The sequence below is a fragment of the Pseudomonas sp. LjRoot71 genome, assembly GCF_964253255.1.
Classification (GTDB): domain Bacteria; phylum Pseudomonadota; class Gammaproteobacteria; order Pseudomonadales; family Pseudomonadaceae; genus Aquipseudomonas.
Window position 1 is genome coordinate 2057245 of record NZ_CAXURA020000001.1, and the last position, 23461, is coordinate 2080705.

The window sequence follows — 23461 nt, forward strand, 5'->3', positions numbered from 1 at the left end:
TGTATGGATTGTTGCCCACCATAAAAAACAAAGGGCGCCCGCAGGCACCCTTGTATGAAGCCAGGAAAATCAGCGCTTGGTGAATTCCGGGTAGGCTTCCATACCGCACTCGGCGATATCCACACCTTCGTACTCTGCTTCTTCGCTGACACGCAGGCCGATCACCAGCTTGATGACGGACCAGACCGCTAAACTCGCGACAAAAACCCAGCCGAAGATGCATACGATGCCCATCAACTGAGCGCCCAGGCTCGCGTCACTGTTGGTCAGGCAAACGGCCAGAAGCCCCCAGATACCCGAAACACCGTGCACCGAAATTGCACCTACCGGGTCATCCAGCCCGAGCTTTTCCAGCCACAAAATCGCAAACACCACCAGCACCCCCCCGACACCACCAATCAACAGCGCCTGCATGGCGGTTGGTGCAAGCGGCTCAGCCGTGATGGCAACCAGACCCGCAAGCGCCCCGTTGAGAATCATGGTCAGATCCGCCTTGCCGAACAGGATACGGGCCACGATCAACGCCGCGAGAAGGCCACCGGCAGCTGCCAGGTTGGTATTGACGAATACCTGAGCAACAGCGCTGGCATCCTCAATACTGCTGACCTTCAATTGCGAACCCCCATTGAAGCCAAACCACCCAAACCAGAGGATCAGCGTGCCCAGTGTCGCCAGCGGCAGATTTGCCCCCGGAAAGGCATTGATCTGTCCCTTGGGGCCGTACTTGCCTTTACGTGCGCCGAGCAGGATGACCCCTGTCAGCGCGGCCGTGGCGCCGGCCAAATGCACAATGCCGGATCCGGCGAAGTCCTTGAAGCCGGCCTCTTTGAGAAAGCCGCCACCCCAGGTCCAATACCCTTCTACCGGGTAAATCACCCCGCACATGACCACGGCAAACGCCAGAAAGGCCCAGAGCCGCATACGCTCAGCTACCGCCCCGGAAACAATTGACATGCATGTAGCTGCAAACACCAGCTGGAAAAAGAAGTCCGCCCGCTTGGCGTAATAAGGGGCCCCCTCACCACCCGCTGTCACGAGCTCCACAGCATGCTCATCGCCAATCAGAAAACCGAAACTGGGCAACACACCACCCGCATTGCCGCTGTACATCAGGTGGTAACCCACCAACAAGTACATCACCCCGGCCAAGGCATACAACACGATGTTCTTGGTGAGAATCTCCGTCGTATTCTTGGCCCGCACCAAGCCCGACTCGAGCATGGCAAACCCCGCGGCCATCCACATGACCAAGGCGCCACAGACCAGCAGAAAGAAGGTATCCAGCGCATACTGCAAGGGAATTAATGCTGTACTTTCCATCACGTACTCCGTTGTACCGTTACACCGTACGCCGTCATTGGCGCGGACAGAAAAACGCCCGGAGAACCGGGCGTTTTCTACATCAACAGCGCTTACAGATTGTAGCCACGCTCGTTGTGCTCGGAGAGGTCAAGGCCAACAGCCTCGGACTCTTCGGTAACACGCAGGCCCATGACCACATCCAACACCTTGAGAATGACGAAGGTCAGGATGCCGGTGTAGACGATGGTGAACAGTACGCTCTCAGTCTGAACCCACAGCTGACCAGCGATGCTCTCGATCTCGGCGAAGCCGCCCAGGGCCGGAGCACCGAAGGCACCCACCAGGATCGCGCCGACGATGCCGCCGACACAGTGCACGCCGAACACGTCGAGGGAGTCGTCGTAGCCCAGCTTGCGCTTCAGGCTGGTGGCGCAGAAGAAGCAGATCACACCAGCAGCCAAACCGATGACCAGTGCACCCACCGGACCTACAGCACCCGCCGCAGGCGTAATGGCGACCAGGCCGGCAACCACACCCGACGCGATACCCAGCGCACTTGGCTTACCGTGCGTGATCCACTCGGCAAACATCCAGCCCAGTGCAGCAGCAGCAGTGGCGATCTGAGTAACCAGCATGGCCATACCAGCAGTTTCGTTGGCGGCTGCAGCAGAGCCAGCGTTGAAGCCGAACCAGCCGACCCACAGCATGGCAGCACCAATCAGGGTGTAGCCCAGGTTGTGTGGGGCCATTGGGGTGGTTGGGTAGCCTTTACGCTTGCCCAGTACCAGACACGCCACCAGACCCGCGATACCGGCGTTGATATGCACCACGGTGCCGCCCGCGAAGTCGATCACGCCTTCATCCCACAGGAACGCACCGTCACCGGCCCAGACCATATGGCACATCGGGGCATAGACCACAGTGAACCAGATAGCCATGAAGATCAGCATGGCGGAGAACTTCATACGCTCGGCAAAGGCACCCACGATCAGCGCCGGAGTGATAATCGCGAAGGTCATCTGGAAGGTGATAAACACGCTTTCAGGGAAAGCACCGATCATGCTCTCTTTGGTCAGGTTGCCCAGAAACACATTGTTCAGGCTACCGACGAAAGAGTTGAAGTTAGTGACACCCTTCTCCATACCGGTCGTGTCGAAAGCCAGGCTATAGCCGTAGACAAACCAGAGGATGCTCATGAGTCCAGTGATGGCAAAGCACTGCATCATCACCGAGAGAATATTCTTGGAACGGACCATGCCGCCATAGAACAGCGCCAGGCCTGGGATGGTCATGAACAGCACCAGCGCAGTGGCCGTGAGCATCCAGGCGGTGTCGCCAGAGTTGAGGACAACCTCGTCAGCCATGGCCAGGCCAGGGGTAACGAGGGACAAAAGGGCTCCTAGCCCTGCGATTTTGCGCAGAGTCATATTGTTTTCTCCTGGGGCGTGTTGGGTTCTGAGGCTTAAACTGCGTCGGTGCCGGTTTCGCCGGTACGGATGCGAATGGCCTGTTCCAGGTTTACAACGAAAATCTTGCCGTCACCGATCTTGCCGGTATTGGCAGCCTTGGTAATGGCCTCGATCACACGATCGAGTTGATCGTCTGCGATAGCCACATCGATTTTCACTTTTGGCAAAAAATCGACCACGTATTCAGCACCGCGATACAGCTCGGTATGACCTTTCTGACGACCGAAGCCTTTGACTTCAGTAACAGTGATGCCCTGCACGCCGATCTCCGACAGTGACTCACGGACGTCGTCTAGCTTGAACGGCTTGATGATGGCAGTGACTAACTTCATGTAACTCTCTCCCGTGTAAGGTGGACTTGCCCCAGGAATTACGAACCCGGATCAAGTCTAAGCGCAGTGCCTGGCTTTTGTAATGCATCGCAGCCCTGACCCAGCAGCACCGATGCTCACCAATCGCTCCCGACGAAGCACTCCCCCGCTTCATCTAACGCGCCGGAACTGCATCGGTGCATGCGTCACGAGAGACAAAGCAGAAAGCTTGCCAGATTGACGAAAACCGATTTATTTCATGCAGTTACTCGGAAAATGCGGGTATCAGGCAGAAATCTGCTGACACACCACGCACAACAACAGTGCACACACTCGGCGCAGGGCGCGCGAAAACCGTGCAGTCACGGCCACAACCTGCGTCAGTTGCACCCGCCAGGCCCACAAACGGCGCGTGCTACACTGCCGCCACCTGTAAACGGAACCTCACCATGCTGCCACCCAAAGCTCTACTAGATGCCCTGACCAGCCACGCCTCGCGCCTGTTCAACGGTGATGCGCCGCTGCCACGCAGCGAATTCGAAGCGCAATTCAAGGTGCTGCTGCAAAGCGCCTTCAGCAAACTCGACCTGGTCAGCCGCGACGAGTTCGACAGCCAGATGGTCGTATTGGCGCGCACCCGCGCACGCCTGGAAGCGCTGGAAGCCAAGGTTGCGGAAATGGAAGCACGTCACGCAGACGCCAGCACAACCAGCGAGTAAGCCCAAGAGCGGATGCATCCACCGATCAAGGAGTGATCGATGTCCCTGGCTATAGTCCACAGCCGTGCCCAGGTGGGGGTTGAAGCGCCCGCCGTCACCGTCGAAGCCCACCTGGCCAACGGCCTGCCCTCGCTGGCACTGGTCGGCCTGCCAGAAACCGCAGTCAAGGAAAGCAAGGATCGCGTGCGCAGCGCCATCCTCAATTGCGCGTTCGAATTCCCCCCCAGACGCATTACCTTGAACCTGGCCCCGGCCGATCTGCCTAAAGATGGTGGGCGTTTTGACCTGGCGATTGCACTGGGCATTCTCGCCGCCAGCGGGCAGGTGCCGGCCAGTGCGCTGGAACAACTGGAGTGCCTGGGCGAACTGGCGCTGTCCGGCGCCGTGCGCCCGGTTCAAGGTGTACTGCCCGCCGCACTGGCCGCACGTGCAGCTGGACGCACCTTGCTGGTGCCCAAGGCCAATGCCGAGGAAGCCAGCCTGGCCTCGGGGTTGACGGTAATTGCCGTCGAACACCTGCTGGAAGTGGCGGCGCACCTGAACGGCCAGACGCCGCTTGCGCCCTACCAGGCCCAGGGCCTGCTGCGCCAAGTTCAGCCCTACCCAGACCTCGCCGAAGTGCAGGGACAGATCGCCGCCAAGCGTGCCCTGCTGGTGGCAGCCGCCGGTTCGCACAATCTGTTGTTTACCGGCCCGCCCGGCACCGGCAAAACCCTGCTGGCCAGCCGCCTGCCCGGCCTGCTGCCACCGCTAAATGAACAGGAGGCACTGGAGGTCGCAGCGATCCACTCGGTGGCCAGCCACGCCCCGCTAAGTGCTTGGCCGCAAAGACCTTTTCGCACGCCACACCATAGCGCTTCCGGGCCCGCATTGGTTGGCGGTGGCAGCCGCCCACAACCTGGCGAAATCACCCTGGCGCACCAGGGCGTCTTGTTTCTGGATGAGCTGCCCGAGTTCGACCGAAAAGTGCTGGAGGTACTGCGTGAGCCGTTGGAAAGCGGGCAGATCGTAATTGCCCGCGCCCGGGACAAGGTGCGCTTCCCTGCGCGCTTTCAGCTCGTGGCGGCGATGAATCCGTGCCCTTGTGGGCACCTGGGCGATCCCTCCGGGCGCTGTCGCTGTAGTAGCGAGCAGATCCAGCGCTACCGTGGCAAACTTTCCGGCCCGCTGCTCGACCGCATCGACTTGCACCTCAGCGTGCCACGGGAAACCACCCGACTGAGCACCGACGCCAAACCTGGGCCAAGCAGCGCCGAACTGGCCGAGCAGGTGATGCAAGCACGCCAGCAGCAACTGGCTCGCCAGGGCTGCGCCAATGCCCACCTCGATCTCAATGGCGTGCAACAGCATTGCAGCCTGCAAGGCGAAGACCGCCCGTGGCTGGAGAATGCCTGCGAGCGCTTGGGCCTGAGCCTGCGGGCAGCGCACCGGGTGCTGAAAGTGGCGCGCACCCTGGCGGATCTGGACAGGGCGGCGCAGATCAACCGCAGCCACCTGGCGGAAGCCTTGCAGTACCGCCCCAGCAGCACCTGAGTAACGCCCATAAAAAAGCCCCGCATGCGGGGCTTTTTTATATGCAGCTGGAACGCTTACTGCTCGCGACGGGCGAGCTGCTCACGACACGCATCGCCGAACGCCTTGAAGATCTTCACCGAATGCGGGTTCTGCGCCGCCTGCCACTCCGGGTGCCACTGCACTGCCAGGGTGAATTGCTCGGCGGCTGGCAGATGAATCGCCTCAACCAGGCCATCTTCGGCATGGGCCAGCGCCTCGATGCCTTCGCCCAGCTGATCCAGTGCCTGGCCGTGCAACGAGTTGACCGGGAACTCGGCCTCGCCCATCAGCTCGGCAAACCAGCTGCCAGGCACCGGACGCACGCTGTGGCTGTCGGCGTACTGCACGTCCACCGGCGCGCTGGTGTCTTCGCGGTGATCATTCATGCCGGGCACTTCATAGACTTTCTGGTGAATATTGCCGCCCAGCGCCACGTTGATTTCCTGCATGCCACGGCAGATGGCGAACAGCGGCAAGCCACGGGCCAGCGCCGCGCGAATCAGCGGGATATCGAACAGATCGCGATCTTTATCCTGACCCTTGCTCGGAGTCAGGTTTTTCTGCCCGTAGAGCGCCGGGTCGATGTTGCTGCCGGCCCCGGTCAGGTACACGCCATCGACCATCGACAGGTACTGGTCGATGTCGTCGGCACCGCAGCAGCTAGGTGCCAGTAGCGGCACACAGCCCGACAGTTCGACCAGAGGGGTTATGTATTTGTGCGTCATGACTTGATAGGCATGCCCTTTGCGCTCTTGAGCGCCCATGGACATCAGGACAACCGGTTTACGCGCGCCGGGGCGCTGTTTCGTATTGTTGTTGGACATACATCACCTTGGGGCAGGCGTGACCTGCCGTTGCTGTGCAGGAAGGTTGACGGCCGTCATACGCTTCCTGTTTTACCGCTGGTTCGCCCACCACACCGCCTGCACAGGCACATACAGCCGTGCTCACAGCACCTGCGTGGCGCTCGAAACCCTGGGGCCAGTCTGCCAAAGCCGTAAAATATGTCAAACAATTCAGCGCAAATTGTTAAAGAATCAGACCGCCCGCAGGGCTTTCCAGGGCTGACGTATCGATATAAAACATTGCTATTAAATGATTTTTATCAAATACGCAGCGAAAGGCAGTCCAATATTTTTTACGCGCACTGTCTGTGATACCTAACGGCTGTAGCCCAGCGCCCGCTCAACCTGTGGCAACTGCATCGCGGCCACGTCCGCCACCAGATAATCACGCAACCGCCGAAAACGCTCCTGACCTCGGCGGGCCCTGGGCCATACCAGGTAGTAGCTGCAACCACTGGGCACCGCACAAGGCCAAGGCAGGCCAAGCCGACCCTGGGCGACATCCTCGGCAACCATCACCAGATCGCCGATCGATACGCCGTAGCCACGCGCCGCCGCCACCATGCCCAACTCCAGAGTATCGAACACCTGGCCGCCCTTGAGCGGCACCTGATCCGCCAGGCCCATGGCCTGCAACCACTGCCGCCAGTCACGGCGATCCGGGGTCGGGTGCAGCAGTTCGGCGGCCTGCAGACGCGACAGATCCCAGGGCTCTTCGCTCAAGGCTTCAGGCGCGCAGACCGGAATCAGCCACTCGGCAAACAGCTCGGTGCTTTCCCATTCCTCTGGGAAATCGCCCTGACTCAGCAATACCGCGCAGTCAAATGGCTCGTGCAGGAAGTCCACCTTGTCCACATCCATCCAGGCACTGGTCAGCTGCACCTCGCTGGCGCTGCTCAGGCGATAACGCGACAGGCGCGCAAGCAACCAGCGCATGGTCAGGGTTGAGGGCGCCTTCAGGCGCAGCACCGTGTCGTCAACACGCAGGGTGTTGCAGGCGCGCTCCAGCGCCTCGAAACCATCACGCAAGCCCGGCAGTAGCAGGCGCGCGGTTTCACTGAGCTGCAGGCTGCGACCGCGGCGCTCGAACAGGCGACAGGCGAAGTGCTCTTCCAGGGTGCGCACATGCCGGCTGACCGCGCTCTGGGTAATCGCCAGCTCTTCAGCGGCGCGGGTAAAAGAGCTGTGCCGCGCCGCCGCTTCGAAGGCGCGCAGGGCATAGAGCGGCGGCAAACGCGAACTCATGCCCGCAACCCATGAGTAATAGTCATGCCTGTCATCGCTATTATCCTTTTGTGCTGCCACGGCTGGCTTATGAGAATAGGCACATTCTCTGCCTGCGCGGATCACCCGAGCAAGCCTTCTGACTGAGTAGAACTCATCATGCAGCATCCGCTTCGCGGCGAACTGAGCGCCATCCTGAAACTCGCTGGACCATTGATTGCCGCACAGCTGGCACATGTACTGATGGTGTTTACCGACACCGTGATGATGGGCCTGCTCGGCCCCGCGACCTTGGCTGCCGGCGGGCTGGGCGCGGCCAGCTATTCGTTTGTGTCGATCTTCTGTGTTGGGGTGATTGCCTCGGTCGGCAACTTGGTGGCGATCCGTCATGGTGCACAGGATGCGGCCGGCGTCACCCGGCTGACGCAGAACGGCCTCTGGCTCGGCTGGGGCCTGGCATTGCTGGCCGGCCTGGCGTTATGGAACCTTGGCCCGCTGCTGCTGCATTTCGGCCAGAAGCCGGAAAACGTCAGCGGTGGTATGCAGTTTCTCTCCACCCTGGTGTTTGCCCTGCCCGGCTATATGAGTTTTATGGCGCTGCGCGGCTTTACCAGCGCCATCGGCCGCCCCGGTCCGGTGATGGCCATCAGCATTGGCGGTGCACTGGCCAACTTCATCCTCAACTATGCACTGATCAAGGGCTGGTTCGGTCTGCCGCCGCTGGGCCTAGCCGGAATCGGTCTGGTTACTGCCGTGGTGATGAATGTCATGGCACTGCTGCTGGCCTGGCATGTGTTGCACCACAGCGCCTACAGCCCTTATCCACTGTGGCGCGGTCTGTGGCGACCCGTCTGGGCCGAGCTGAAAGAGTTGCTGCGCCTGGGCCTGCCGATTGGCGGCACCTACGCGGTGGAGTCCGGGCTGTTTGCCTTTGCCGCGCTGTGCATGGGCGCTCTGGGCAGCACCCAGCTGGCGGCGCACCAGATCGCGATCATGTCGGTGTATGTGGCTTTTATGGTGCCAGTGGGGATTTCCTACGCGGTGACCTTTCGCATCGGCCAGCACTTCGGTGCCGGCCGCCTGCTGCAGGCGCGCCAGGCCGGGCGCCTGGGCCTGGGCCTGGGGGCGCTGTGCATGCTCGGCTTCGCCTGTTTGTTCTGGCTGGCACCGCACTGGGTGGTCGGGCTGTTCCTCGACCACAGCGACAGCGCCTATGCCGAGGTGGTGAGCCTGGCGGTGGCGTTACTGGCGATTGCCGCCTGGTTCGAGTTCTTCGATGGCATCCAGACCATCGCCATGGGCGCAATTCGCGGCCTCAAGGACGCCAAGACCACCTTCTGGGTCGGCCTCGGCTGCTACTGGGCCGTTGGCGCGCCGCTGGCCTGGATCCTGGCCTTCCCGCTGGGCTGGGGCGCAGAAGGCGTATGGTGGGGGCTGGCTGGCGGTCTGGCCTGCGCCGCCATCGGCCTGACCCTGGGCTTCGAATGGAAAACTGCGCGCCTGCTGCGGCCTTCGACAATCAGTCGGCAGCCTCTGTCTCAGATTTCCTGAAGCGGTAAAACAGGTTCGGCTCACTGACCAGATACAGCGTGCCCTGATCATCCATGGCGATGCCTTCGCCCTGCGGCACGCTGCGCTTGAGGCCGTTGCGCCCACCAAGCAGCGACAGGCTGCTGATCGGCTGACCGTCGACATTCAGCTCCAGCACCAGGCGTGACTCATCGGACAGCGCCAGCAGGTGGCCGGTGCGCTCATCGAATTGCAGGCTAGACAAGTCGCGCACGAACAGCCCGGCGTCACGTTGATGATCATCCACCACGTGCACGGCAAACGGCTGCTGCGGGTCGCGCTGGGGGAAGCCATGAATCTCGTAAATGCGCAGCGGGTCGCGCTCCTTGGCGACAAACAGGCGCTGACCCGCCGAGTCATAGGCCAGCCCTTCAAAGCCCTTGTTGCCATTCAGACCAATGCTCAGGGACAACTGCTGAGCCTGATCGGCATGCAGGGCGGTGGTCGTATCATCCACCCGTACCTTGATCAGCCGCTGACGCCGCTCATCGGTGATCACATAGAGGCCGGGGCTGATGTACTCGACCGCTTCGGCATCGCCAAAGCCTTTCAGCTCGATGCGCCGGAGAATCTCACCCTCCAGCGACAGTTCAATCAGCTGTGGCTTGTCGTTGGTGACGGTAAACAGGCTGTTGCGATCCGGATCGAAGGTCAGTGCCGAGACATCATCATCCAAGCCAGCAATCGGCTTGGCCTCGATTTCAACCTGATAGTCAGAGAGCCAGATGGAGCCCTCCTGCCATTTGGCCGCATGTTGCCACTGTTGCACGTTGAACCAGGCACGCCCAAACAGGCGGTACTCCTGAGCCAGCAGCCCCAGCAACAACAGCACAAGCAACAGGATGGACAACAGCAGGTGCTTCAAGGTCAGGTGAATACGCATATCGACTAACTCTCGGCGACTACAGGACAACACGAAAACGCCAGCCCGCAGACTCGCTGCGGACTGGCGCAATAAACCAGTCAGGACAATCAGTTGACCAGTTCGAGGTACTCGACATCGATCTCGCGGCTCATCAGGTCGCGATCAACTTCGCCAGTGATCTTCACCGTGGCGGTTTCGGAAATGGCCTGGGCTGGCCAATGCTCATCGTCGATCTCGACGTTGATGGTGCCGCTGGCGTCCTTGAACTCATAGAGCTCATCCTGCAGACGCTTGACGATCTGCCCCTGCAGCACCACCGGCGTGTCATCGGCCGCATCCAGCGCCGCCGCCACGGTGGTGACCTGAACAGTTGCGCCTGGGCCGGTGTAACCGGCGGCCAGAACAGCGGTGGAAAACAGCGGAGTCAGCAGCAGAGCCAAAGTCAGACGTTTCATCGGGTAACCCTCTATCAGTAAGTTGATGGGGTTAGCCTAATGGGCGTAGCTGAAGCCAGGCTTAATCGGCGCTTAAGCCAAACTTAATCCACAGGCGTCGGTGATGGGGTCACCGGCTCCTTGCGCAACACGTAGAACAGGTTGGGCTCACTGACGATATAGATATTGCCGACCGCGTCCATGGTCACGCCTTCGGCCTGGCCGATGCCCTGATGCAGGCCGTTCATACCGCGCGCCAGGCTGATAAAACTGACCGGCTCACCCTGCTCGTCAATCTCCAGCAGCAGCCGCGACTCATCTGACAGCACCAGGGCATGGCCGGTGCGGGCGTCGTAGGTCAGCGAGGAGATATCACGCAGAAATAGATGCCCGGAACTCAGCGGTTCAAGGGTTCCGGCGGCGCCATCCTCACCAGGAAACGGCAGGCTGAAGAGGCCCAGCGGGCCACGCTCCTTACCCAACAGCACGCGCTCATTGCGCGAATCCCAGGCAATACCCTCGAAGCCCTTGTTACCCGCATCGGCAAAACCCAAATCGAAGGATGCCAGCTCGTCAAACTCCAGGCTGCGGGTCAACGCGCCCAATTTGAAGGTGGTCAAGGTGCGGCGGCGCTCATCGATGATCGCCAGACGACCGTCGGAAAGCATTTCCACCCCTTCCGGGTTGGCAAAGCCATGCAGATCGATACGCCGCAGCACCTGGCCATCCAGGGTCAGCTCGATCAGCTGCGGGTATTTCCCGGTTACGGTAAACAGGGTGTCGCTCTCGGCGCTGTAGGTCAGCCCGGACACCTCGTCCTCTTCCAGGCCTTGTAGCGGCTTGCCTTGCAATACGGCGCGATAACCCGGCAGCCAAATGCTCTGCTGCTGCTCGGCAGCACTCACCTGACGTTGCTCCGCCCAGAAGGACAGACGGTCATCCCAATGGCGATAGTTCACCATCAGGACGCCAATCAGCGACAGGCACAGCAGCACAATCAGCCAGCGCAGGCGCACCAGCCGGGCAATCCAGATCGACATCGCACACAACCCATAAGAACGATGGCTATCAGACTAGAGAGCAACGCTTAAGTTTCTGTTAAACCGCCAGGCCAGAGGCACCTCCAGATGCCTCTCTTACAGGCTGCGGATTAAAGGGCGCGGCTGGCGAAGCGGCTATGCCCGACCAGTTCCAGCACCAGCTCATCGCCCTTGTGCAGCGGGCCAACGCCGGCGGGCGTACCGGTGAGGATCACATCGCCCGGCTGCAGGCTGAAATGTCCGGCGATGTGCTGGATCATCGGCAGGATCGGGTTGAGCATGTCACGGCTGTTGCCATCCTGACGCAGCTCGCCGTTGATGCTCAGACGAATGCCGATATCGCCCAGGTTTTCCACCGCATCACCCGGTACGAACGGCGCCAGCACGCAGGCACCGTCGAAGGATTTGGCGGTTTCCCAGGGGTAACCCTTGGCCTTGAGCGTGGCCTGCAGGTCGCGCAAGGTCAGGTCCAACGCCGGGGCGAAGCCGGAAATGGCATCGCGCACTTCTTCGGCATTCGGCGTACGCGACAGCGGCTTGCCGATCAGCACGGCGATTTCCGCCTCGTAATGCACATCTCCACGCCCTTCAACCAGGCTAAAACCCTCATCCAGCGGCACCACGCAGCTGCCCGGCTTGATAAACAGCAGTGGCTCGCTCGGCACCGGGTTGTTCAGTTCCTTGGCGTGCTCGGCGTAGTTACGACCAATGCACACCACCTTGCCCATGGGGAAGTGGATATGGGTGCCATCGATATACTGATGCTGGTAGCTCATGGGCAACTCCTTATGGGAATGCGTTGCGCTGCTCTTTATGGGAGCGTGCCGTGTAGGGCGGGTGCAACCCGCCACCTGATAATGGCGGGTTACACCCGCCCTACGATCATGCCCGCTTTAGGGCCGGCCGTCGTTGCGACCAAAGCACGATCTCGTAGCCAAGGCTTATCCAGAGCTACAGATGATCAAGGTCAATCAAAGCGGAAAGATCTTACCTGGGTTCATGATGCCATTCGGGTCGAACACCGCCTTAATCGCTTTCATATAGCCAATCTCGGCTTCCGAGCGGCTGTAGGTCAGGTAATCGCGCTTGGTCATGCCAACGCCGTGTTCGGCGCTGATCGAGCCGTTGTACTTCTGCACGGTCTCGAACACCCACTTGTTGACGGTGGCGCACTTGGCGAAGAACTCGTCCTTGGACAGATTCTCGGGTTTGAGGATATTCAGGTGCAGGTTGCCGTCGCCGATATGGCCGAACCAGACGATCTCGAAGTCCGGGTAGTGTTCGCCGACGATGCGGTCGATGTCGTGGAGGAAGGCCGGCACCTTGGAGACGGTAACCGAGATATCGTTCTTGTACGGCGTCCAGTGGCTGATGGTTTCCGAGATGTACTCGCGCAGCTTCCACAGGTTCTGCAACTGCTGCTCGCTCTGGCTCATCACGCCATCCAGCACCCAGCCCTGCTCGACGCAATGCTCGAAGGTGGCCAGGGCCGCTTCGGCGACTTCCTCGGTGGTAGCTTCGAATTCCAGCAGGGCATAGAACGGGCAGTCGGTTTCAAACGCCGGAGGCACATCACCACGGGCCATGATCTTGGCCAGGGCCTTGTCGGAGAAAAACTCGAAGGCCGTCAGATCCAGCTTGTTCTGGAAGGCATGCAGCACCGGCATGATCGAGTCGAAGTCCGGGGTGCCGAGCACCATCGCGGTGAGGTTCTTCGGCGCGCGGTCCAGGCGCATGGTGGCCTCGACGACAAAGCCCAGGGTGCCTTCGGCGCCGATAAACAGCTGGCGCATGTCGTAGCCGGTGGCGTTCTTGATCAGGTCCTTGTTCAGCTCCAGCAGCTCGCCGGTGCCGGTGACGACCTTGAGCCCGGCCACCCAGTTGCGGGTCATGCCGTAGCGAATCACCTTGATACCGCCGGCATTGGTGCCGATATTGCCGCCGATCTGGCTGGAACCGGCCGAAGCGAAGTCCACCGGGTAGTACAGGCCCTTGTCCTCAGCGAACATCTGCAGCTGCTTGGTCACCACACCCGACTGACACACGGCGGTGCGGTCGAATTCGTTGAAGTCGAGAATCTGGTTCATGTAGTCGAAGGCCACAACTACTTCACCATTTGCTGCCACGGCGCCGGCGGACAGCCCGGTACGGCCACCGGAGGGCACCAGCGCGACCTTGTGCTGATTGGCCCAACGAACGATGGCCTGGACCTGCTCGATGCTCTTGGGGAAGGCAATCGCCAGCGGCGCTGGGGCGAAGTGCTTGGTCCAGTCCTTGCCGTAGGCGTTGAGGGAATCGGCATCGGTGAGCACTTTGCCGGGCTCAACCAGGGTCTTCAGCTCTTCGATCAGCGCAGGGTTGGTCATCTACGGAACTCTCAAACGATTCATGGTCACCCTGAGCACGCTTCATCTGCCAGGGTAGGTGTTTCGCGGGGCTCGTATGCTAGCATACGCACCCCGTGAATCGTGCCCCCGCGCCGATCTGCGGGCTGCGGCCGGCGGCGCTCGGCCTCTTCCCTGACACTATTTGTGGGACAACAGGTACTCCGATGAGCAAGACCTCTCTCGACAAGAGCAAGATCAAGTTCCTTCTTCTTGAAGGCGTCCACCAGAATGCAGTGGACACCCTGAAGGCCGCTGGTTACACCAACATCGAGTACCTCAAGGGCGCACTCTCCGACGACGAACTGAAAGAAAAGATCGCCGACGCGCACTTTATCGGTATCCGTTCGCGCACCCAGCTGACCGCCGAAGTCTTTGACTGCGCCAAACGCCTGGTGGCCGTGGGCTGCTTCTGCATCGGCACCAACCAAGTTGACCTCGACGCCGCCCGCGAGCGCGGTATCGCCGTATTCAATGCCCCCTATTCCAACACCCGCTCGGTAGCCGAACTGGTACTGGCTCAAGCCATCCTGCTGCTGCGCGGCATCCCCGAGAAGAACGCTTCCTGCCACCGTGGTGGCTGGATCAAATCGGCGGCCAACTCCTTCGAAATCCGCGGCAAGAAGCTGGGTATCGTCGGTTATGGCTCGATCGGCACCCAGCTCTCGGTCCTGGCTGAGGCCATGGGCATGCAGGTGTTCTTCTACGACACCGTGACCAAGCTGCCGCTGGGCAATGCCACGCAGATCGCCAAGCTGCATGACCTGCTGGGTCTGTGCGACATCGTGTCGCTGCACGTGCCTGAGCTGCCATCCACCCAGTGGATGATCGGCGAGAAGGAAATCCGCGCGATGAAGAAGGGCGGCATCCTGATCAACGCCGCACGCGGTACTGTGGTCGAGCTGGAGCACCTGGCTGCCGCGATCAAAGACGAGCACCTGATCGGCGCTGCCATTGACGTGTTCCCCGTCGAGCCGAAGTCCAACGACGAAGAGTTCGAAAGCCCGCTGCGTGGCCTGGATCGCGTGATCCTGACCCCGCACATCGGTGGTTCCACCGCCGAAGCCCAGGCCAACATCGGTCTGGAAGTGGCCGAGAAGCTGGTCAAGTACAGCGACAACGGTACTTCGGTGTCCTCGGTCAACTTCCCCGAAGTGGCCCTGCCGGCGCACCCAGGCAAGCACCGCCTGCTGCACATCCACGCCAACATCCCAGGCGTGATGAGCGAGATCAACAACGTGTTCGCCGAAAACGGCATCAACATCTCCGGCCAGTTCCTGCAGACCAACGACAAGGTTGGCTACGTGGTCATCGACGTCGATGCCGAGTACTCCGACCTGGCGCTGGAGAAACTGCAACACGTTAAAGGCACCATCCGTAGCCGCGTCTTGTTCTAAGCGCTGCCGCGTACGAAAAAGGGAGGCTACGGCCTCCCTTTTTTATGGCCATGCAGCCCCTGTGGGAGGCGCTTTAGCGGCGACTTTTAAAACAGCTATCGCAGCTACGACTGTATGGATGCAGGAGGTAGTGCGAAGCAAGATGCCAGAGCCGAAAGCCCTCCCACAGGCGGATCAGGCTTCTAATTCGCGTAGCGCGGCCTCGGCGGCCGTTAGCTCTTCTTCGCTAAACACCTGCACCCCGGCACGCCGCAAGGCCGCAGCCGTCACCCCTTCGCCAGCGACGCGGGTGCCACTGAAGCTGCCGTCATAGGTCTCCCGATTGCCGCACGAGGGGCTGCGCGCCTTGAGTAAAGCGATACGGATGCCATGCTGCGCCACCAGGGCCAGAGCCTGCTGAGCACCATCAACAAAAGCCGTGGTGACATCCTCACCTTCCACCGTCAGTACCGGCAGCCGTCCATCGAGCACCTGAGCACCCTGGCCACCGGCAATTTCCGCCGGCGCACGCGGCGTCGACAGGCCGCCAGCCACTTCCGGGCACAGCGGCACAATGCGGCCTTCCTGCTGCCAACGCTCCAGCAGGCTGAACGGGCCGTGGGCACCGCCGTCATAACGTACGCGTTGGCCCAATAGGCAGCGGCTCACCAGAATCTTCTGCATCACTCACACTCACTGGTCACTTGCCGTAACACCGCCAGGTTACCGCCTGGCCTGGCCGCCGATCAAAGGGACGGGCCACCCAGCAAATTGCCTAGCACATCACGCAGGACAGCCACTTCACGCGCGGTGCCGGCCTATCCTTCGGCGGGAAGCAACGCGCCCCGATGGCGCGCGCGTCAGGCCCGGCACAGACTCTCGGCACTCTAGTCGAGGACACACACATGCACCGCCCACTTCGCACCCTTGCCCTGTCACTCGCCGCCAGCCTTGTGGCCTGTAGCCTGCCGAGCCAGGCGGCCCTGCTGCCGATGGACAACCAGAGCCTGAGCGAGATCAGCGGTCAGGCCGGCATCAGCATCCGTGCCGACGTGCTGGCGACGATCAACCGGATCAGCTGGAATGACGATGGCGGCAGTGCGTCACTGCGCAACGTGAAAATCGACAATGGCTGCATCACCCCCGCTAGTTGCCCGAACGGCTCTGGCGGCAGCTTCGCCTTCGGTGCCGCGCAACTGGGCCTGACCCTGCCGATCTTCGGCGTCAACCTGCCCACGCTGAAGATCGATGTGGTAATCAATGGCAGCGGCCAGCAGCAACTGCAACTGACCCTGCCCGACCTCACCACCATCAACGAACAGTTGGTGGCTAGCGGCATCCCGGCGCAGCGCATTCGCGTACGCCTCGCCGCCGATATGTACGTCGGTGAAAGCCGCTTAGGCAGCATCGAGATGCGCGACATCACTGATCTGCGCGGGACATTCAAAGTCTGGGGCCACTAAGAACCTCCTCACAATCTGCTGCGCGTCAGCCCTGCGGCGTTAAAAACAGGCTCGGAATGCTCATTTACACCAGTAAACTCCGCTTGATTCGCTGCGCTCACCCTGCGAGCCAGCCTACGGCTGTTACTCCGCTACGCTACGTATCTCGCCTGTTTTTGCCTTGCATGGCTCTAGCTCGCGAGATCGTGAGCCAATCTTGACTAGAACGGCCCATTGCCCCGGCGGCGAAACCAGCCGGTCAGCGACAGTCGATCACGGCTGGCCGGCAAGACCTCATGGGGCATGTCGGCGGATAGAAACACCAGCAGACTGCCCGCCTGCGGCAATACATCACGGGTCTCACCATTCGGCAGATACAGACGCAGCGCGCCGCCCTGTTCAGCCTGCCAATCCTCATTGAGATAAAACACCGCAGACACCGCGCGACGATCATCGTCGCGAAAACAGTCCACGTGCTTCTGATAGAACGCCCCCGGCGGATACAGGGCGAAGTGTCCCTCGAAATCCTCCAGCCCCAGGTACAAGCCCTGGTTCAGCGCCAGCCGCAGCTGATCAAATACCTGCAGGTACTGATCACAGGCCTCGGCCTGCCCCGCTTCCAGCCACTGAATATGGTCACCGCGCACCCCTTCACGTACCTGTTGCTGCGCGCCGCGGCCGACGCCGGCGGGCGCCAATGCACCTTGTGCGGCACGTTTACGGCACTCTTCGGCCAGTTCGAGGGTCAGAGAAGGGGCAATAAACTGCGGCTGTAGCGACCACCCCTGTTCGGCCAGGTCGTCAACGATGCGAGTCAGAAGGGCAGTGTGGGTATCGGTCGTCATGCCGGCGATTCTACCAGCGCCCTGCCGAGCCTCGACAAGCGCCAGCATGCCGCAGAAAATAGCTGCCCCTGAATGGAGTCCCTATGCGCGCCCTTTCCGTTGTACTGACCCTGCTGCTCAGCCTGCCCGCCCTGGCTGACGATTACCTGCAGCTGTATCAGGCGGCCGGCTGGCCGCAGCAGCGCATGCACTTCAGCGACGCCCTGCAAGCTGCTCAGGAACGCTACCGCAGCAGCCTGCCGCCAGCGGTGCATCAGGCGCTGGTCAACAACAGCAACCAGCGCTTTGCCGCTGCAGCAGTGGATCAACGTGCGCAACAAGGCCTGCGCGATAACCTCGGCAACCCAGCCAGCGCGCTGCAGTTCTTCCAGTCACCACTGGGGCGCAAGATTGTCGATGCCGAGCTGCTCGCTACCCGCAGCGATCAACTGGCGCGCTATGCCAACGGCTTGCCACGCAGTGAAGCCAGCGCCACCCGCCGCCTGCTGATTCGCCATCTGGCCCAGGCGCTGCCGGCGCGGGAAGCCGGTGCCGAGGTCAGCCTGGCGCTGGCCGGTGTCGCCGCCGACAGCCTCAGCCAGATGCTCCCCGGCCTGCTGGGCGGTGATAGCGCCCAGGCCATGCTCAATGGCCAGCGCCAGCGGTTGATGGAGCAGATCGGCGCGGATCTGGATAACACCCTGCTGCACGTCTACCGCGAGCTGAGCGATCCGGAGCTGGAAGAGTTCGTCAGTTTCGCCCAGTCAGATGCTGGCAAGGCTTACTACCAGGCCGCCCTGGCGGCGATTCGCAGCGGTCTGGCGGTTGGCCAGAGCAGCGCCGCACTGACCCCGGCACCGCGCGGGATCTGATTAGCTCAAGCGCTGGCTGAGAAACTCGAAATAGCGCTGGCGCAAGGAGGCCGGCGCTTCGTTGGCCAGGTGGTGTCGTGCCTCGGGCAGACGCAGAATCTGCGGCGCGGCGAACTTGTTCTGCAGCACCCGCAGGTTGTAGCGCCAGGCCACCGTCATGTCGGCTTCCCCCTGAATGATCAACGGGCTGCGCTTACTACGCGGCGCGGCTTCGATATGCGGCACCCACTGGCTGAGCGCACCCACCCAGGCGGTTGGCAGGTTGCGTGGCTGTAACGGGTCCTGGTGATGAACGAAGTCGATAAACTCGGCATCGCTGGAATTGACGCTGAAACGCCGGGGAATCTCGCTGACAAAACGCTTCATGATCCGGTAACTGAACTGCGACCAACCCCACGCCCGGGGCCGCACCAGCGGCGCCAGCAGGATGGTTTCGCCAATTGCTGCGCCTGGATTACCCGTCAGCAGGTAATCGATCAGGATCGCCCCTCCGGTACTTTGCCCGCACAGGTGCCAGGGCTGCGGCAATTCCAGAGCTGCAGCCTCGGCCAGAACTGCACGCAATACCTCTTGATACTCGCTGAATGAACCGATGCTGGCGCGTGCACCGCTGGACAGGCCGTGCCCTGGCAGGTCGAAAGCCAGCACCGCAAAGCCCATGCCCAGCGCCCACTCAATCACATGGCGATACAGGCCCACGTGATCGTAATAACCATGCAACAGCACCAGCGTGGCGCGCGGCTGCTCGGGCCACCAGGCTTGTACGGCGATCTGATAGCCGGCCGCCTGCAGCGTGCCCATACGGCTGCGCGCCGCCCAGGTGTCATCGAAACCGTAAAACTGCCGGTAGGCCTGTTCGCCCACAGACAGTTCAACGGCTGCGGCCAAGGGTCGCAGACTGGCAAGCAGGTTTTCCGGCTGGAACGGCTCTAGCATTGGCTTTCCATCATTTATACAGCGGTTGGCCGAGCATCCGGGCCGGCGTCATCAGGCTGCGGATATTCTGCTGTCGCGCCAGTCATGGCAAGCTGCGCGCCTGTTCAGCGAAAACTCATCATGACTCGACCCACGCGCAAGACCCTGTTCGCCAGCCTGCTGATTCTGCTCTGGGCAGCCGCGATGCTGGCCGCCTACTGGTGGTATGAAGCGCGCTACCTGCGCAGCTTCAGCGAGCAGACCGCGCTGTTCTATGGCGAGCAACTGCGCCTGCCGGATGAACTGGCCGGGCCGGGGCCGATCCGCCTGGTGCACTTCTGGGATCCGGCCTGCCCGTGCAATGTCGGCAACCAGCAGCACCTGGCAGAACTGATCGAACGTTTCAGCGCCCAAGGTGTGCGCTTTTATGCCGTGCAAAAACCTGGCAGCAGCGGCCAGTTACCCAGCACATTGAACGCCCTGCAAGCACTGCCATCGCTGCCCGGCAGCGCGCAGATCCCGGCCAGCCCGGCGGTGGCGATCTGGGACCGCACGGGCCAGCTGGCCTACTTCGGCCCCTACAGCGAAGGCGCTACCTGTACCTCCAGCAACAGTTTTATCGAGCCGATTCTCGACGCCTTGGTCGCCAATCGCCCGGTCAACGCCAGCAACACCCTGGCGGTGGGCTGTTTCTGCGACTGGCAGCGCCACTGATTACCTCAACCCATCCGGGGTAAACCGCTGAAAGATCTGCTGCGCCTCACCACTGGCCTGCAACTGCCTGAGCTGCTGATCAAACTGCGTGATCAGTTGATCGCCACGCGGCGAGCCCTTGCTGACCAACAGGAAGAACGCCTTGCTGGCCGTCAGCGGCAGATGACGCAACTGCTCATGCCCCTGGTAGATGCCCAGCGCCAGGCCGCCATATAGCGGCTCAATCTCACTGGGGAAAAAGTCGCAGCGCTGGCGCTGCAGCATCTCCAGGTTCTGCTGGATGCCGGGGAAACGCTTGATCGCCTCACCCACGCCATAGGGCTGGTAGTTGTAGCCAATCACCCCGCACACCCGGAAGGCCTGCAGGTTTTGCAACAGCGCCGGTAACGGCACGTCGGCAAAACGCTCGGCGGAGTAAAACAGCCCCAGGCGCGTTTCATACAGCGGCGCACTGTAATGCGCATAGGCCGCGCGCTCGGCGTTGTAGCTGGCATCCCAGGTCAGCTCGCAGCGGCCCTTCTCGGCAAAATCAGCCAACTCCTGCTGCACCCGCGCCCAGGGCATATAGTGCACCTCATACTGCAAACCCAGGTGCTCCAGCTCCGTCAGCACCAGGGTGCTAGCCGAGCCAGTCAGGCGGTTGCGATCCACCTCGCCATCGACTCGCTGCCAATAGGTGTAGGGTGGCCACTCGTTGCTATCGCCCAGGCAGATCTGCACCGGCGGCGCCGCCAGGCAGGGCAGGCCCAGCAGTGCCAGCCCCCCACCGATTATCGCTCGCCTCATAACCACGCCTCCCATCTTGCTACAAGGCTAGATCAGTCTAGGGCCGGCACGGTGCCAGCTGACTACCGGCGGATGATGCTGAGCGCTGCAACTTTGTCGAATAAAATTGTACAAATAGCATATCATGTACAACTTATCGCCACATAAAAGCTCTGCGTATCCATGGACGGCTGCCATACTTCATCAGCATAGCCACACCACTTTGCGGGTCTTTCGCCATGTCTAGCCGCCTTTCCCCTCTTGAACTGCATTACCGCAAAGCGGATCGCATCATGCTGGCAGTACTCTGGCTGATGTTCCTTTACTCGCTCGGCCTGGCAGCCTGGCATGGCACCTGGGGTCAGGCCCTGCTGGTCGGGGGCGGGACGGCTGTTGTGATGAGCGTGCTGCAGCAGCTGATTGCTGGCCGACGCCTGCTGCGTTGTGCGATTGGCGCGGCGTTTATGGTGATGTCGGCCCTGCACATCAACCAGGCGGGCGGCATGCTGGAAATGCACTTCGGTATTTTCGTGTTGCTGGCGTTTCTGGTGTATTACCGCGACTGGCTGCCGATCGTGGTAGCGGCTGCAGTGATTGCAGTTCACCACCTGGGCTTCTATGCCCTGCAAACCCAAGGGTTCAGCGTCACGGTGGTGGCGCAAGGCAGCTGGCCGATCATCTTCCTGCATGCGTTCTACGTGATACTGGAAAGCGCGATCCTGATTTATCTGGCCCTGCAAACCCATGCCGAAGCCGTCGAAGGCGCTGCGCTGATGCAGACCGCCGAGCAGCTCACCGAAAACGACGACGCCATTGACCTGAGCTACCGCAGCAATGCTGAGGGCAAGGTCAGCAAGCGCTTTAACCGTTTCCTCGACACCCTGGATGAGCTGGTGGGCGAAGTGATCAAAGACACCCAGGGCCTGCAAACGATGGGCGACAACCTGGCGCAGGCCACCGGTCATCTGCGCAGTGGCGCCGATCGCCAGCAGGGTGAAATCGTCTACATGAGCTCAGCCATGCAGCAGATGAGCAGCGCCATTGATGAAGTGGCCGGGCATGCCGATGGGGCTGCCAGTGCCGCGCAAACGGCCAACCAGCAAGCCGCGGAAGGCAGCCGTTCGGTCAATCACGTACGCAGCGAGATCGGCAAGCTGGCCGCTCAGATCGACGTCACCGAAGGTGAAGTACAGGCGTTGGCCAACCAATCTGAACAGATCGGTAAGGTGCTGGAAGTGATCCGTTCGATTGCCGAACAGACCAACCTGCTGGCCCTCAACGCCGCCATCGAAGCTGCCCGCGCCGGTGATCAGGGCCGTGGCTTTGCTGTGGTCGCCGACGAGGTGCGTAACCTGGCGCAGAAGACCGCCCTGTCCACCGCTGAAATTCAGCAGATCATCAGCCGCTTGCAACAAGGCAGCCGCCAGGCAGCCGAAGCCATGCAGCAGAGCCGCGACAGCGTGCGCAGTTGCGTGCAGGACAGTCAGGCAACTGCCGACCTGCTCGGCGCCGTGGCGCAAGACATCAGTTCGATCACGCAGATGAACGAGCTGATTGCCGCTGCCACCCACCAGCAGGCGGCCGTCAGCGCGGAGGTCAGCCAGCACCTGACCAGCGTGCAACAGGTGGCTGAAGAAAACCTCAGTGATGCCCAGGCGCTCAGTCATGATGGTCAGCAACTCAGTCAATTGGCCGAGCGACTGAGCGACCTGAGCCGGCGCTTCCGCGTCAGCCGTTAGTGCGGTAAGTCTGCGGCGTCGCACCCTGCCAGCGGCGGAACGCCCGGTAAAACGGCGACAGCTCGGCAAAGCCGCAGGCGCGGGCCACTTCACGGATGGCCAGGCCGCTGTCGAGCAGAGTCTGCGCACGCAGGCGGCGCACTTCATCATGCAGCTGGCGAAAGCTCTGTTGCTGTTCGGCCAGCGCCCGCTGTAAGCCGCTGACGCTGTAACCCAGCGAGGTGGCGCAACTGGGCAGGTCGCACAACTGCACGCCGAGGTTGACCTCCAGCCAGTAGCGCACGCGGTTGAGCAGCTGGTTTTCCTCCAGCTCCGCCAGCTCCACTTCCGCCTGCGCCCAAAGCACCGCGAAAAGCCGCGGGTTGGCACTGCGCGACGGCCGGCTGAGCCAGGCCCGCGGGAAGATCAGCGCGTCATGCGCCTGGGCAAAACGCGGCAGCAGGCCGAACAACCGCCGATGCTCGCTCAGGCGGCGCGGCGTGGGGTGGCGAAAATCCAGCCCGGACAGACGAAAACTGCCGTCGTTATTGATGCTGGCGAGCATCTTCTGCACCAGCAGCGCCAGGCACTCCATCTGCTGGCGCAACGAGCCGACGCCACGGTAATTAAGGTCGAAGATCAGGCGCGCCTGCTCGCCCTCCAGCTCCAGCCGCGCGGCAAAACCACCGGAGAGGATGTGCTGAAAGCGCACAAAACTCTCCAGCGCCTGGCCCAGGTCGCGACTGGCCAGCAGCAGGTAACCCACCACATCCATCGGCCGTGGTTGCATGGTTTCACCCAGGTGCAGACCGATGTCAGGATCACCGCTGATGCCCGCCAGCGCCTGCCAGAAGCGCGGCGCATTGTCGTGGTCCTCGCGGGCATTGAGCAGCGGCGGCGCCAGCACTACGCCCTGATAGGCCTGGCGATAGGTGTCGGTGGGGTCCAGCCCTAACCCCGCCAAGGCTTCGTAGAGTAGGCGGCGCAAAGTTGAAGAATGGGTCAACGCGCTGGCAATGCTGTTGTGCGGATCGTGTGGCATAGCGGCCTCTTGGATTGACCAAAGACTTTCACTCTTGCTGTATTAGGTCAATGCCTGCACAGCCGGCAGTGCGCACA

Annotated in this window: 23 protein-coding genes; 8 read left to right on the top strand and 15 right to left on the bottom strand. The window is 61.5% G+C overall.

Translation table 11 applies throughout. The annotated features are described in order from the left end of the window. Window positions 1-69 precede the first annotated feature (69 nt). The 3 genes from ACSQ17_RS09810 to glnK form a co-directional block, all read right to left on the bottom strand. On the bottom strand, window positions 70-1320 hold the full coding sequence (locus ACSQ17_RS09810; protein ID WP_436068436.1) for an ammonium transporter: 1251 nt from the start codon (window positions 1318-1320) through the stop codon (window positions 70-72). Between the two features lie 92 nt (window positions 1321-1412). Next, window positions 1413-2729 carry an ammonium transporter gene (locus ACSQ17_RS09815; protein ID WP_436068437.1) on the bottom strand — a complete coding sequence of 439 codons (1317 nt, stop codon included), beginning with the start codon at window positions 2727-2729 and terminating at the stop codon, window positions 1413-1415. 35 nt (window positions 2730-2764) lie between these two features. Next, on the bottom strand, window positions 2765-3103 hold the full coding sequence (glnK, locus tag ACSQ17_RS09820; protein ID WP_021700071.1) for a P-II family nitrogen regulator: 339 nt from the start codon (window positions 3101-3103) through the stop codon (window positions 2765-2767). Window positions 3104-3531: 428 nt separating this feature from the next. On the opposite strand from glnK, the gene ACSQ17_RS09825 reads away from it, so the two are divergent. Next, the gene (locus ACSQ17_RS09825; RefSeq protein WP_436068438.1) at window positions 3532-3801 is read left to right on the top strand and encodes an accessory factor UbiK family protein; all 270 of its coding nucleotides are present in this window, start codon (window positions 3532-3534) and stop codon (window positions 3799-3801) included. A gap of 39 nt (window positions 3802-3840) precedes the next feature. Beyond that, complete coding sequence (locus ACSQ17_RS09830) at window positions 3841-5334, top strand: YifB family Mg chelatase-like AAA ATPase (protein ID WP_436068439.1); 1494 nt, start codon at window positions 3841-3843, stop codon at window positions 5332-5334. Between the two features lie 56 nt (window positions 5335-5390). On the opposite strand, the gene ACSQ17_RS09835 is transcribed toward ACSQ17_RS09830, so the two are convergent. Together ACSQ17_RS09835 and ACSQ17_RS09840 are read right to left on the bottom strand one after the other, a co-directional pair. Continuing rightward, entirely contained in the window at window positions 5391-6179 is a 789-nt protein-coding gene (locus ACSQ17_RS09835) for a gamma-glutamyl-gamma-aminobutyrate hydrolase family protein (protein ID WP_436068440.1), read from the bottom strand. Between the two features lie 336 nt (window positions 6180-6515). Beyond that, window positions 6516-7445 carry a LysR substrate-binding domain-containing protein gene (locus ACSQ17_RS09840; RefSeq protein ID WP_436068441.1) on the bottom strand — a complete coding sequence of 310 codons (930 nt, stop codon included), beginning with the start codon at window positions 7443-7445 and terminating at the stop codon, window positions 6516-6518. Between the two features lie 138 nt (window positions 7446-7583). Here ACSQ17_RS09840 and ACSQ17_RS09845 point away from each other — a divergent pair, with 138 nt between their 5' ends. Next, window positions 7584-8975, top strand: coding sequence for a NorM family multidrug efflux MATE transporter (locus ACSQ17_RS09845; protein ID WP_436068442.1), 1392 nt, complete (start codon window positions 7584-7586; stop codon window positions 8973-8975). On the opposite strand, the gene ACSQ17_RS09850 is transcribed toward ACSQ17_RS09845, so the two are convergent. The 5 genes from ACSQ17_RS09850 to ACSQ17_RS09870 form a co-directional block, all read right to left on the bottom strand. Then, the gene (locus tag ACSQ17_RS09850) at window positions 8944-9876 is read right to left on the bottom strand and encodes an SdiA-regulated domain-containing protein (protein WP_436068443.1); all 933 of its coding nucleotides are present in this window, start codon (window positions 9874-9876) and stop codon (window positions 8944-8946) included. The genes ACSQ17_RS09845 and ACSQ17_RS09850 overlap by 32 nt on opposite strands. An 89-nt stretch (window positions 9877-9965) precedes the next feature. Next, window positions 9966-10313 carry a NirD/YgiW/YdeI family stress tolerance protein gene (locus ACSQ17_RS09855; RefSeq protein WP_436068444.1) on the bottom strand — a complete coding sequence of 116 codons (348 nt, stop codon included), beginning with the start codon at window positions 10311-10313 and terminating at the stop codon, window positions 9966-9968. A gap of 83 nt (window positions 10314-10396) precedes the next feature. After that, window positions 10397-11332, bottom strand: a complete 936-nt coding sequence (locus ACSQ17_RS09860) for an SdiA-regulated domain-containing protein (RefSeq protein WP_436068445.1) — start codon at window positions 11330-11332, stop codon at window positions 10397-10399. 110 nt (window positions 11333-11442) lie between these two features. Further along, a complete protein-coding gene (locus ACSQ17_RS09865; protein WP_436068446.1) occupies window positions 11443-12108 on the bottom strand; it encodes a fumarylacetoacetate hydrolase family protein in 666 nt (221 codons plus the stop codon). 195 nt (window positions 12109-12303) lie between these two features. Beyond that, on the bottom strand, window positions 12304-13698 hold the full coding sequence (locus ACSQ17_RS09870) for an FAD-binding oxidoreductase (RefSeq protein WP_436068447.1): 1395 nt from the start codon (window positions 13696-13698) through the stop codon (window positions 12304-12306). A gap of 185 nt (window positions 13699-13883) precedes the next feature. On the opposite strand from ACSQ17_RS09870, the gene serA reads away from it, so the two are divergent. Then, a complete protein-coding gene (gene serA, locus ACSQ17_RS09875; protein ID WP_436068448.1) occupies window positions 13884-15113 on the top strand; it encodes a phosphoglycerate dehydrogenase in 1230 nt (409 codons plus the stop codon). 174 nt (window positions 15114-15287) lie between these two features. Here the strand turns inward: serA and ACSQ17_RS09880 are convergent, their stop codons facing one another. Next, on the bottom strand, window positions 15288-15776 hold the full coding sequence (locus ACSQ17_RS09880; protein ID WP_436068449.1) for a DUF523 domain-containing protein: 489 nt from the start codon (window positions 15774-15776) through the stop codon (window positions 15288-15290). Between the two features lie 221 nt (window positions 15777-15997). Between ACSQ17_RS09880 and ACSQ17_RS09885 the strand changes: the two genes are divergently transcribed. After that, on the top strand, window positions 15998-16555 hold the full coding sequence (locus ACSQ17_RS09885) for a DUF6160 family protein (protein WP_436068450.1): 558 nt from the start codon (window positions 15998-16000) through the stop codon (window positions 16553-16555). Window positions 16556-16755: 200 nt separating this feature from the next. Here the strand turns inward: ACSQ17_RS09885 and ACSQ17_RS09890 are convergent, their stop codons facing one another. Next, window positions 16756-17379 (bottom strand): 2OG-Fe(II) oxygenase, encoded by a 624-nt coding sequence (locus ACSQ17_RS09890; RefSeq protein ID WP_436068451.1) that lies wholly within the window; start codon window positions 17377-17379, stop codon window positions 16756-16758. Window positions 17380-17462: 83 nt separating this feature from the next. On the opposite strand from ACSQ17_RS09890, the gene ACSQ17_RS09895 reads away from it, so the two are divergent. Continuing rightward, a complete protein-coding gene (locus ACSQ17_RS09895; protein WP_436068452.1) occupies window positions 17463-18230 on the top strand; it encodes a hypothetical protein in 768 nt (255 codons plus the stop codon). Here ACSQ17_RS09895 and ACSQ17_RS09900 read toward each other — a convergent pair whose 3' ends face one another. Continuing rightward, on the bottom strand, window positions 18231-19166 hold the full coding sequence (locus ACSQ17_RS09900; RefSeq protein ID WP_436068453.1) for an alpha/beta hydrolase: 936 nt from the start codon (window positions 19164-19166) through the stop codon (window positions 18231-18233). Between the two features lie 84 nt (window positions 19167-19250). On the opposite strand from ACSQ17_RS09900, the gene ACSQ17_RS09905 reads away from it, so the two are divergent. Then, window positions 19251-19859 carry a DUF6436 domain-containing protein gene (locus ACSQ17_RS09905; protein WP_436068454.1) on the top strand — a complete coding sequence of 203 codons (609 nt, stop codon included), beginning with the start codon at window positions 19251-19253 and terminating at the stop codon, window positions 19857-19859. Here ACSQ17_RS09905 and ACSQ17_RS09910 read toward each other — a convergent pair whose 3' ends face one another. Further along, window positions 19860-20645 carry a substrate-binding periplasmic protein gene (locus tag ACSQ17_RS09910; RefSeq protein WP_436068455.1) on the bottom strand — a complete coding sequence of 262 codons (786 nt, stop codon included), beginning with the start codon at window positions 20643-20645 and terminating at the stop codon, window positions 19860-19862. Window positions 20646-20863: 218 nt separating this feature from the next. On the opposite strand from ACSQ17_RS09910, the gene ACSQ17_RS09915 reads away from it, so the two are divergent. After that, window positions 20864-22363 carry a methyl-accepting chemotaxis protein gene (locus ACSQ17_RS09915; RefSeq protein ID WP_436068456.1) on the top strand — a complete coding sequence of 500 codons (1500 nt, stop codon included), beginning with the start codon at window positions 20864-20866 and terminating at the stop codon, window positions 22361-22363. Here ACSQ17_RS09915 and ACSQ17_RS09920 read toward each other — a convergent pair. Continuing rightward, a complete protein-coding gene (locus tag ACSQ17_RS09920; RefSeq protein ID WP_436068457.1) occupies window positions 22353-23384 on the bottom strand; it encodes an AraC family transcriptional regulator in 1032 nt (343 codons plus the stop codon). The genes ACSQ17_RS09915 and ACSQ17_RS09920 overlap by 11 nt on opposite strands. Window positions 23385-23461: the final 77 nt, after the last annotated feature.

Excerpts from the sequence above, each read along its gene's own strand:
- ACSQ17_RS09825 (WP_436068438.1), top strand. The coding sequence starts at position 3,532 with ATGCTGCCACCCAAAGCTCTACTAGATGCCCTGACCAGCCACGCCTCG.
- ACSQ17_RS09890 (WP_436068451.1), bottom strand. The coding sequence starts at position 17,379 with ATGACGACCGATACCCACACTGCCCTTCTGACTCGCATCGTTGACGAC.
- ACSQ17_RS09915 (WP_436068456.1), top strand. The coding sequence starts at position 20,864 with ATGTCTAGCCGCCTTTCCCCTCTTGAACTGCATTACCGCAAAGCGGAT.
- serA (WP_436068448.1), top strand. The coding sequence starts at position 13,884 with ATGAGCAAGACCTCTCTCGACAAGAGCAAGATCAAGTTCCTTCTTCTT.
- ACSQ17_RS09900 (WP_436068453.1), bottom strand. The coding sequence starts at position 19,166 with ATGCTAGAGCCGTTCCAGCCGGAAAACCTGCTTGCCAGTCTGCGACCC.
- ACSQ17_RS09885 (WP_436068450.1), top strand. The coding sequence starts at position 15,998 with ATGCACCGCCCACTTCGCACCCTTGCCCTGTCACTCGCCGCCAGCCTT.
- ACSQ17_RS09905 (WP_436068454.1), top strand. The coding sequence starts at position 19,251 with ATGGCAAGCTGCGCGCCTGTTCAGCGAAAACTCATCATGACTCGACCC.
- ACSQ17_RS09865 (WP_436068446.1), bottom strand. The coding sequence starts at position 12,108 with ATGAGCTACCAGCATCAGTATATCGATGGCACCCATATCCACTTCCCC.
- ACSQ17_RS09810 (WP_436068436.1), bottom strand. The coding sequence starts at position 1,320 with ATGGAAAGTACAGCATTAATTCCCTTGCAGTATGCGCTGGATACCTTC.
- ACSQ17_RS09860 (WP_436068445.1), bottom strand. The coding sequence starts at position 11,332 with ATGTCGATCTGGATTGCCCGGCTGGTGCGCCTGCGCTGGCTGATTGTG.
- ACSQ17_RS09855 (WP_436068444.1), bottom strand. The coding sequence starts at position 10,313 with ATGAAACGTCTGACTTTGGCTCTGCTGCTGACTCCGCTGTTTTCCACC.
- ACSQ17_RS09850 (WP_436068443.1), bottom strand. The coding sequence starts at position 9,876 with ATGCGTATTCACCTGACCTTGAAGCACCTGCTGTTGTCCATCCTGTTG.
- ACSQ17_RS09830 (WP_436068439.1), top strand. The coding sequence starts at position 3,841 with ATGTCCCTGGCTATAGTCCACAGCCGTGCCCAGGTGGGGGTTGAAGCG.
- ACSQ17_RS09870 (WP_436068447.1), bottom strand. The coding sequence starts at position 13,698 with ATGACCAACCCTGCGCTGATCGAAGAGCTGAAGACCCTGGTTGAGCCC.
- ACSQ17_RS09835 (WP_436068440.1), bottom strand. The coding sequence starts at position 6,179 with ATGTCCAACAACAATACGAAACAGCGCCCCGGCGCGCGTAAACCGGTT.
- ACSQ17_RS09920 (WP_436068457.1), bottom strand. The coding sequence starts at position 23,384 with ATGCCACACGATCCGCACAACAGCATTGCCAGCGCGTTGACCCATTCT.
- ACSQ17_RS09815 (WP_436068437.1), bottom strand. The coding sequence starts at position 2,729 with ATGACTCTGCGCAAAATCGCAGGGCTAGGAGCCCTTTTGTCCCTCGTT.
- ACSQ17_RS09880 (WP_436068449.1), bottom strand. The coding sequence starts at position 15,776 with ATGCAGAAGATTCTGGTGAGCCGCTGCCTATTGGGCCAACGCGTACGT.
- glnK (WP_021700071.1), bottom strand. The coding sequence starts at position 3,103 with ATGAAGTTAGTCACTGCCATCATCAAGCCGTTCAAGCTAGACGACGTC.
- ACSQ17_RS09840 (WP_436068441.1), bottom strand. The coding sequence starts at position 7,445 with ATGAGTTCGCGTTTGCCGCCGCTCTATGCCCTGCGCGCCTTCGAAGCG.
- ACSQ17_RS09910 (WP_436068455.1), bottom strand. The coding sequence starts at position 20,645 with ATGAGGCGAGCGATAATCGGTGGGGGGCTGGCACTGCTGGGCCTGCCC.
- ACSQ17_RS09895 (WP_436068452.1), top strand. The coding sequence starts at position 17,463 with ATGCGCGCCCTTTCCGTTGTACTGACCCTGCTGCTCAGCCTGCCCGCC.
- ACSQ17_RS09845 (WP_436068442.1), top strand. The coding sequence starts at position 7,584 with ATGCAGCATCCGCTTCGCGGCGAACTGAGCGCCATCCTGAAACTCGCT.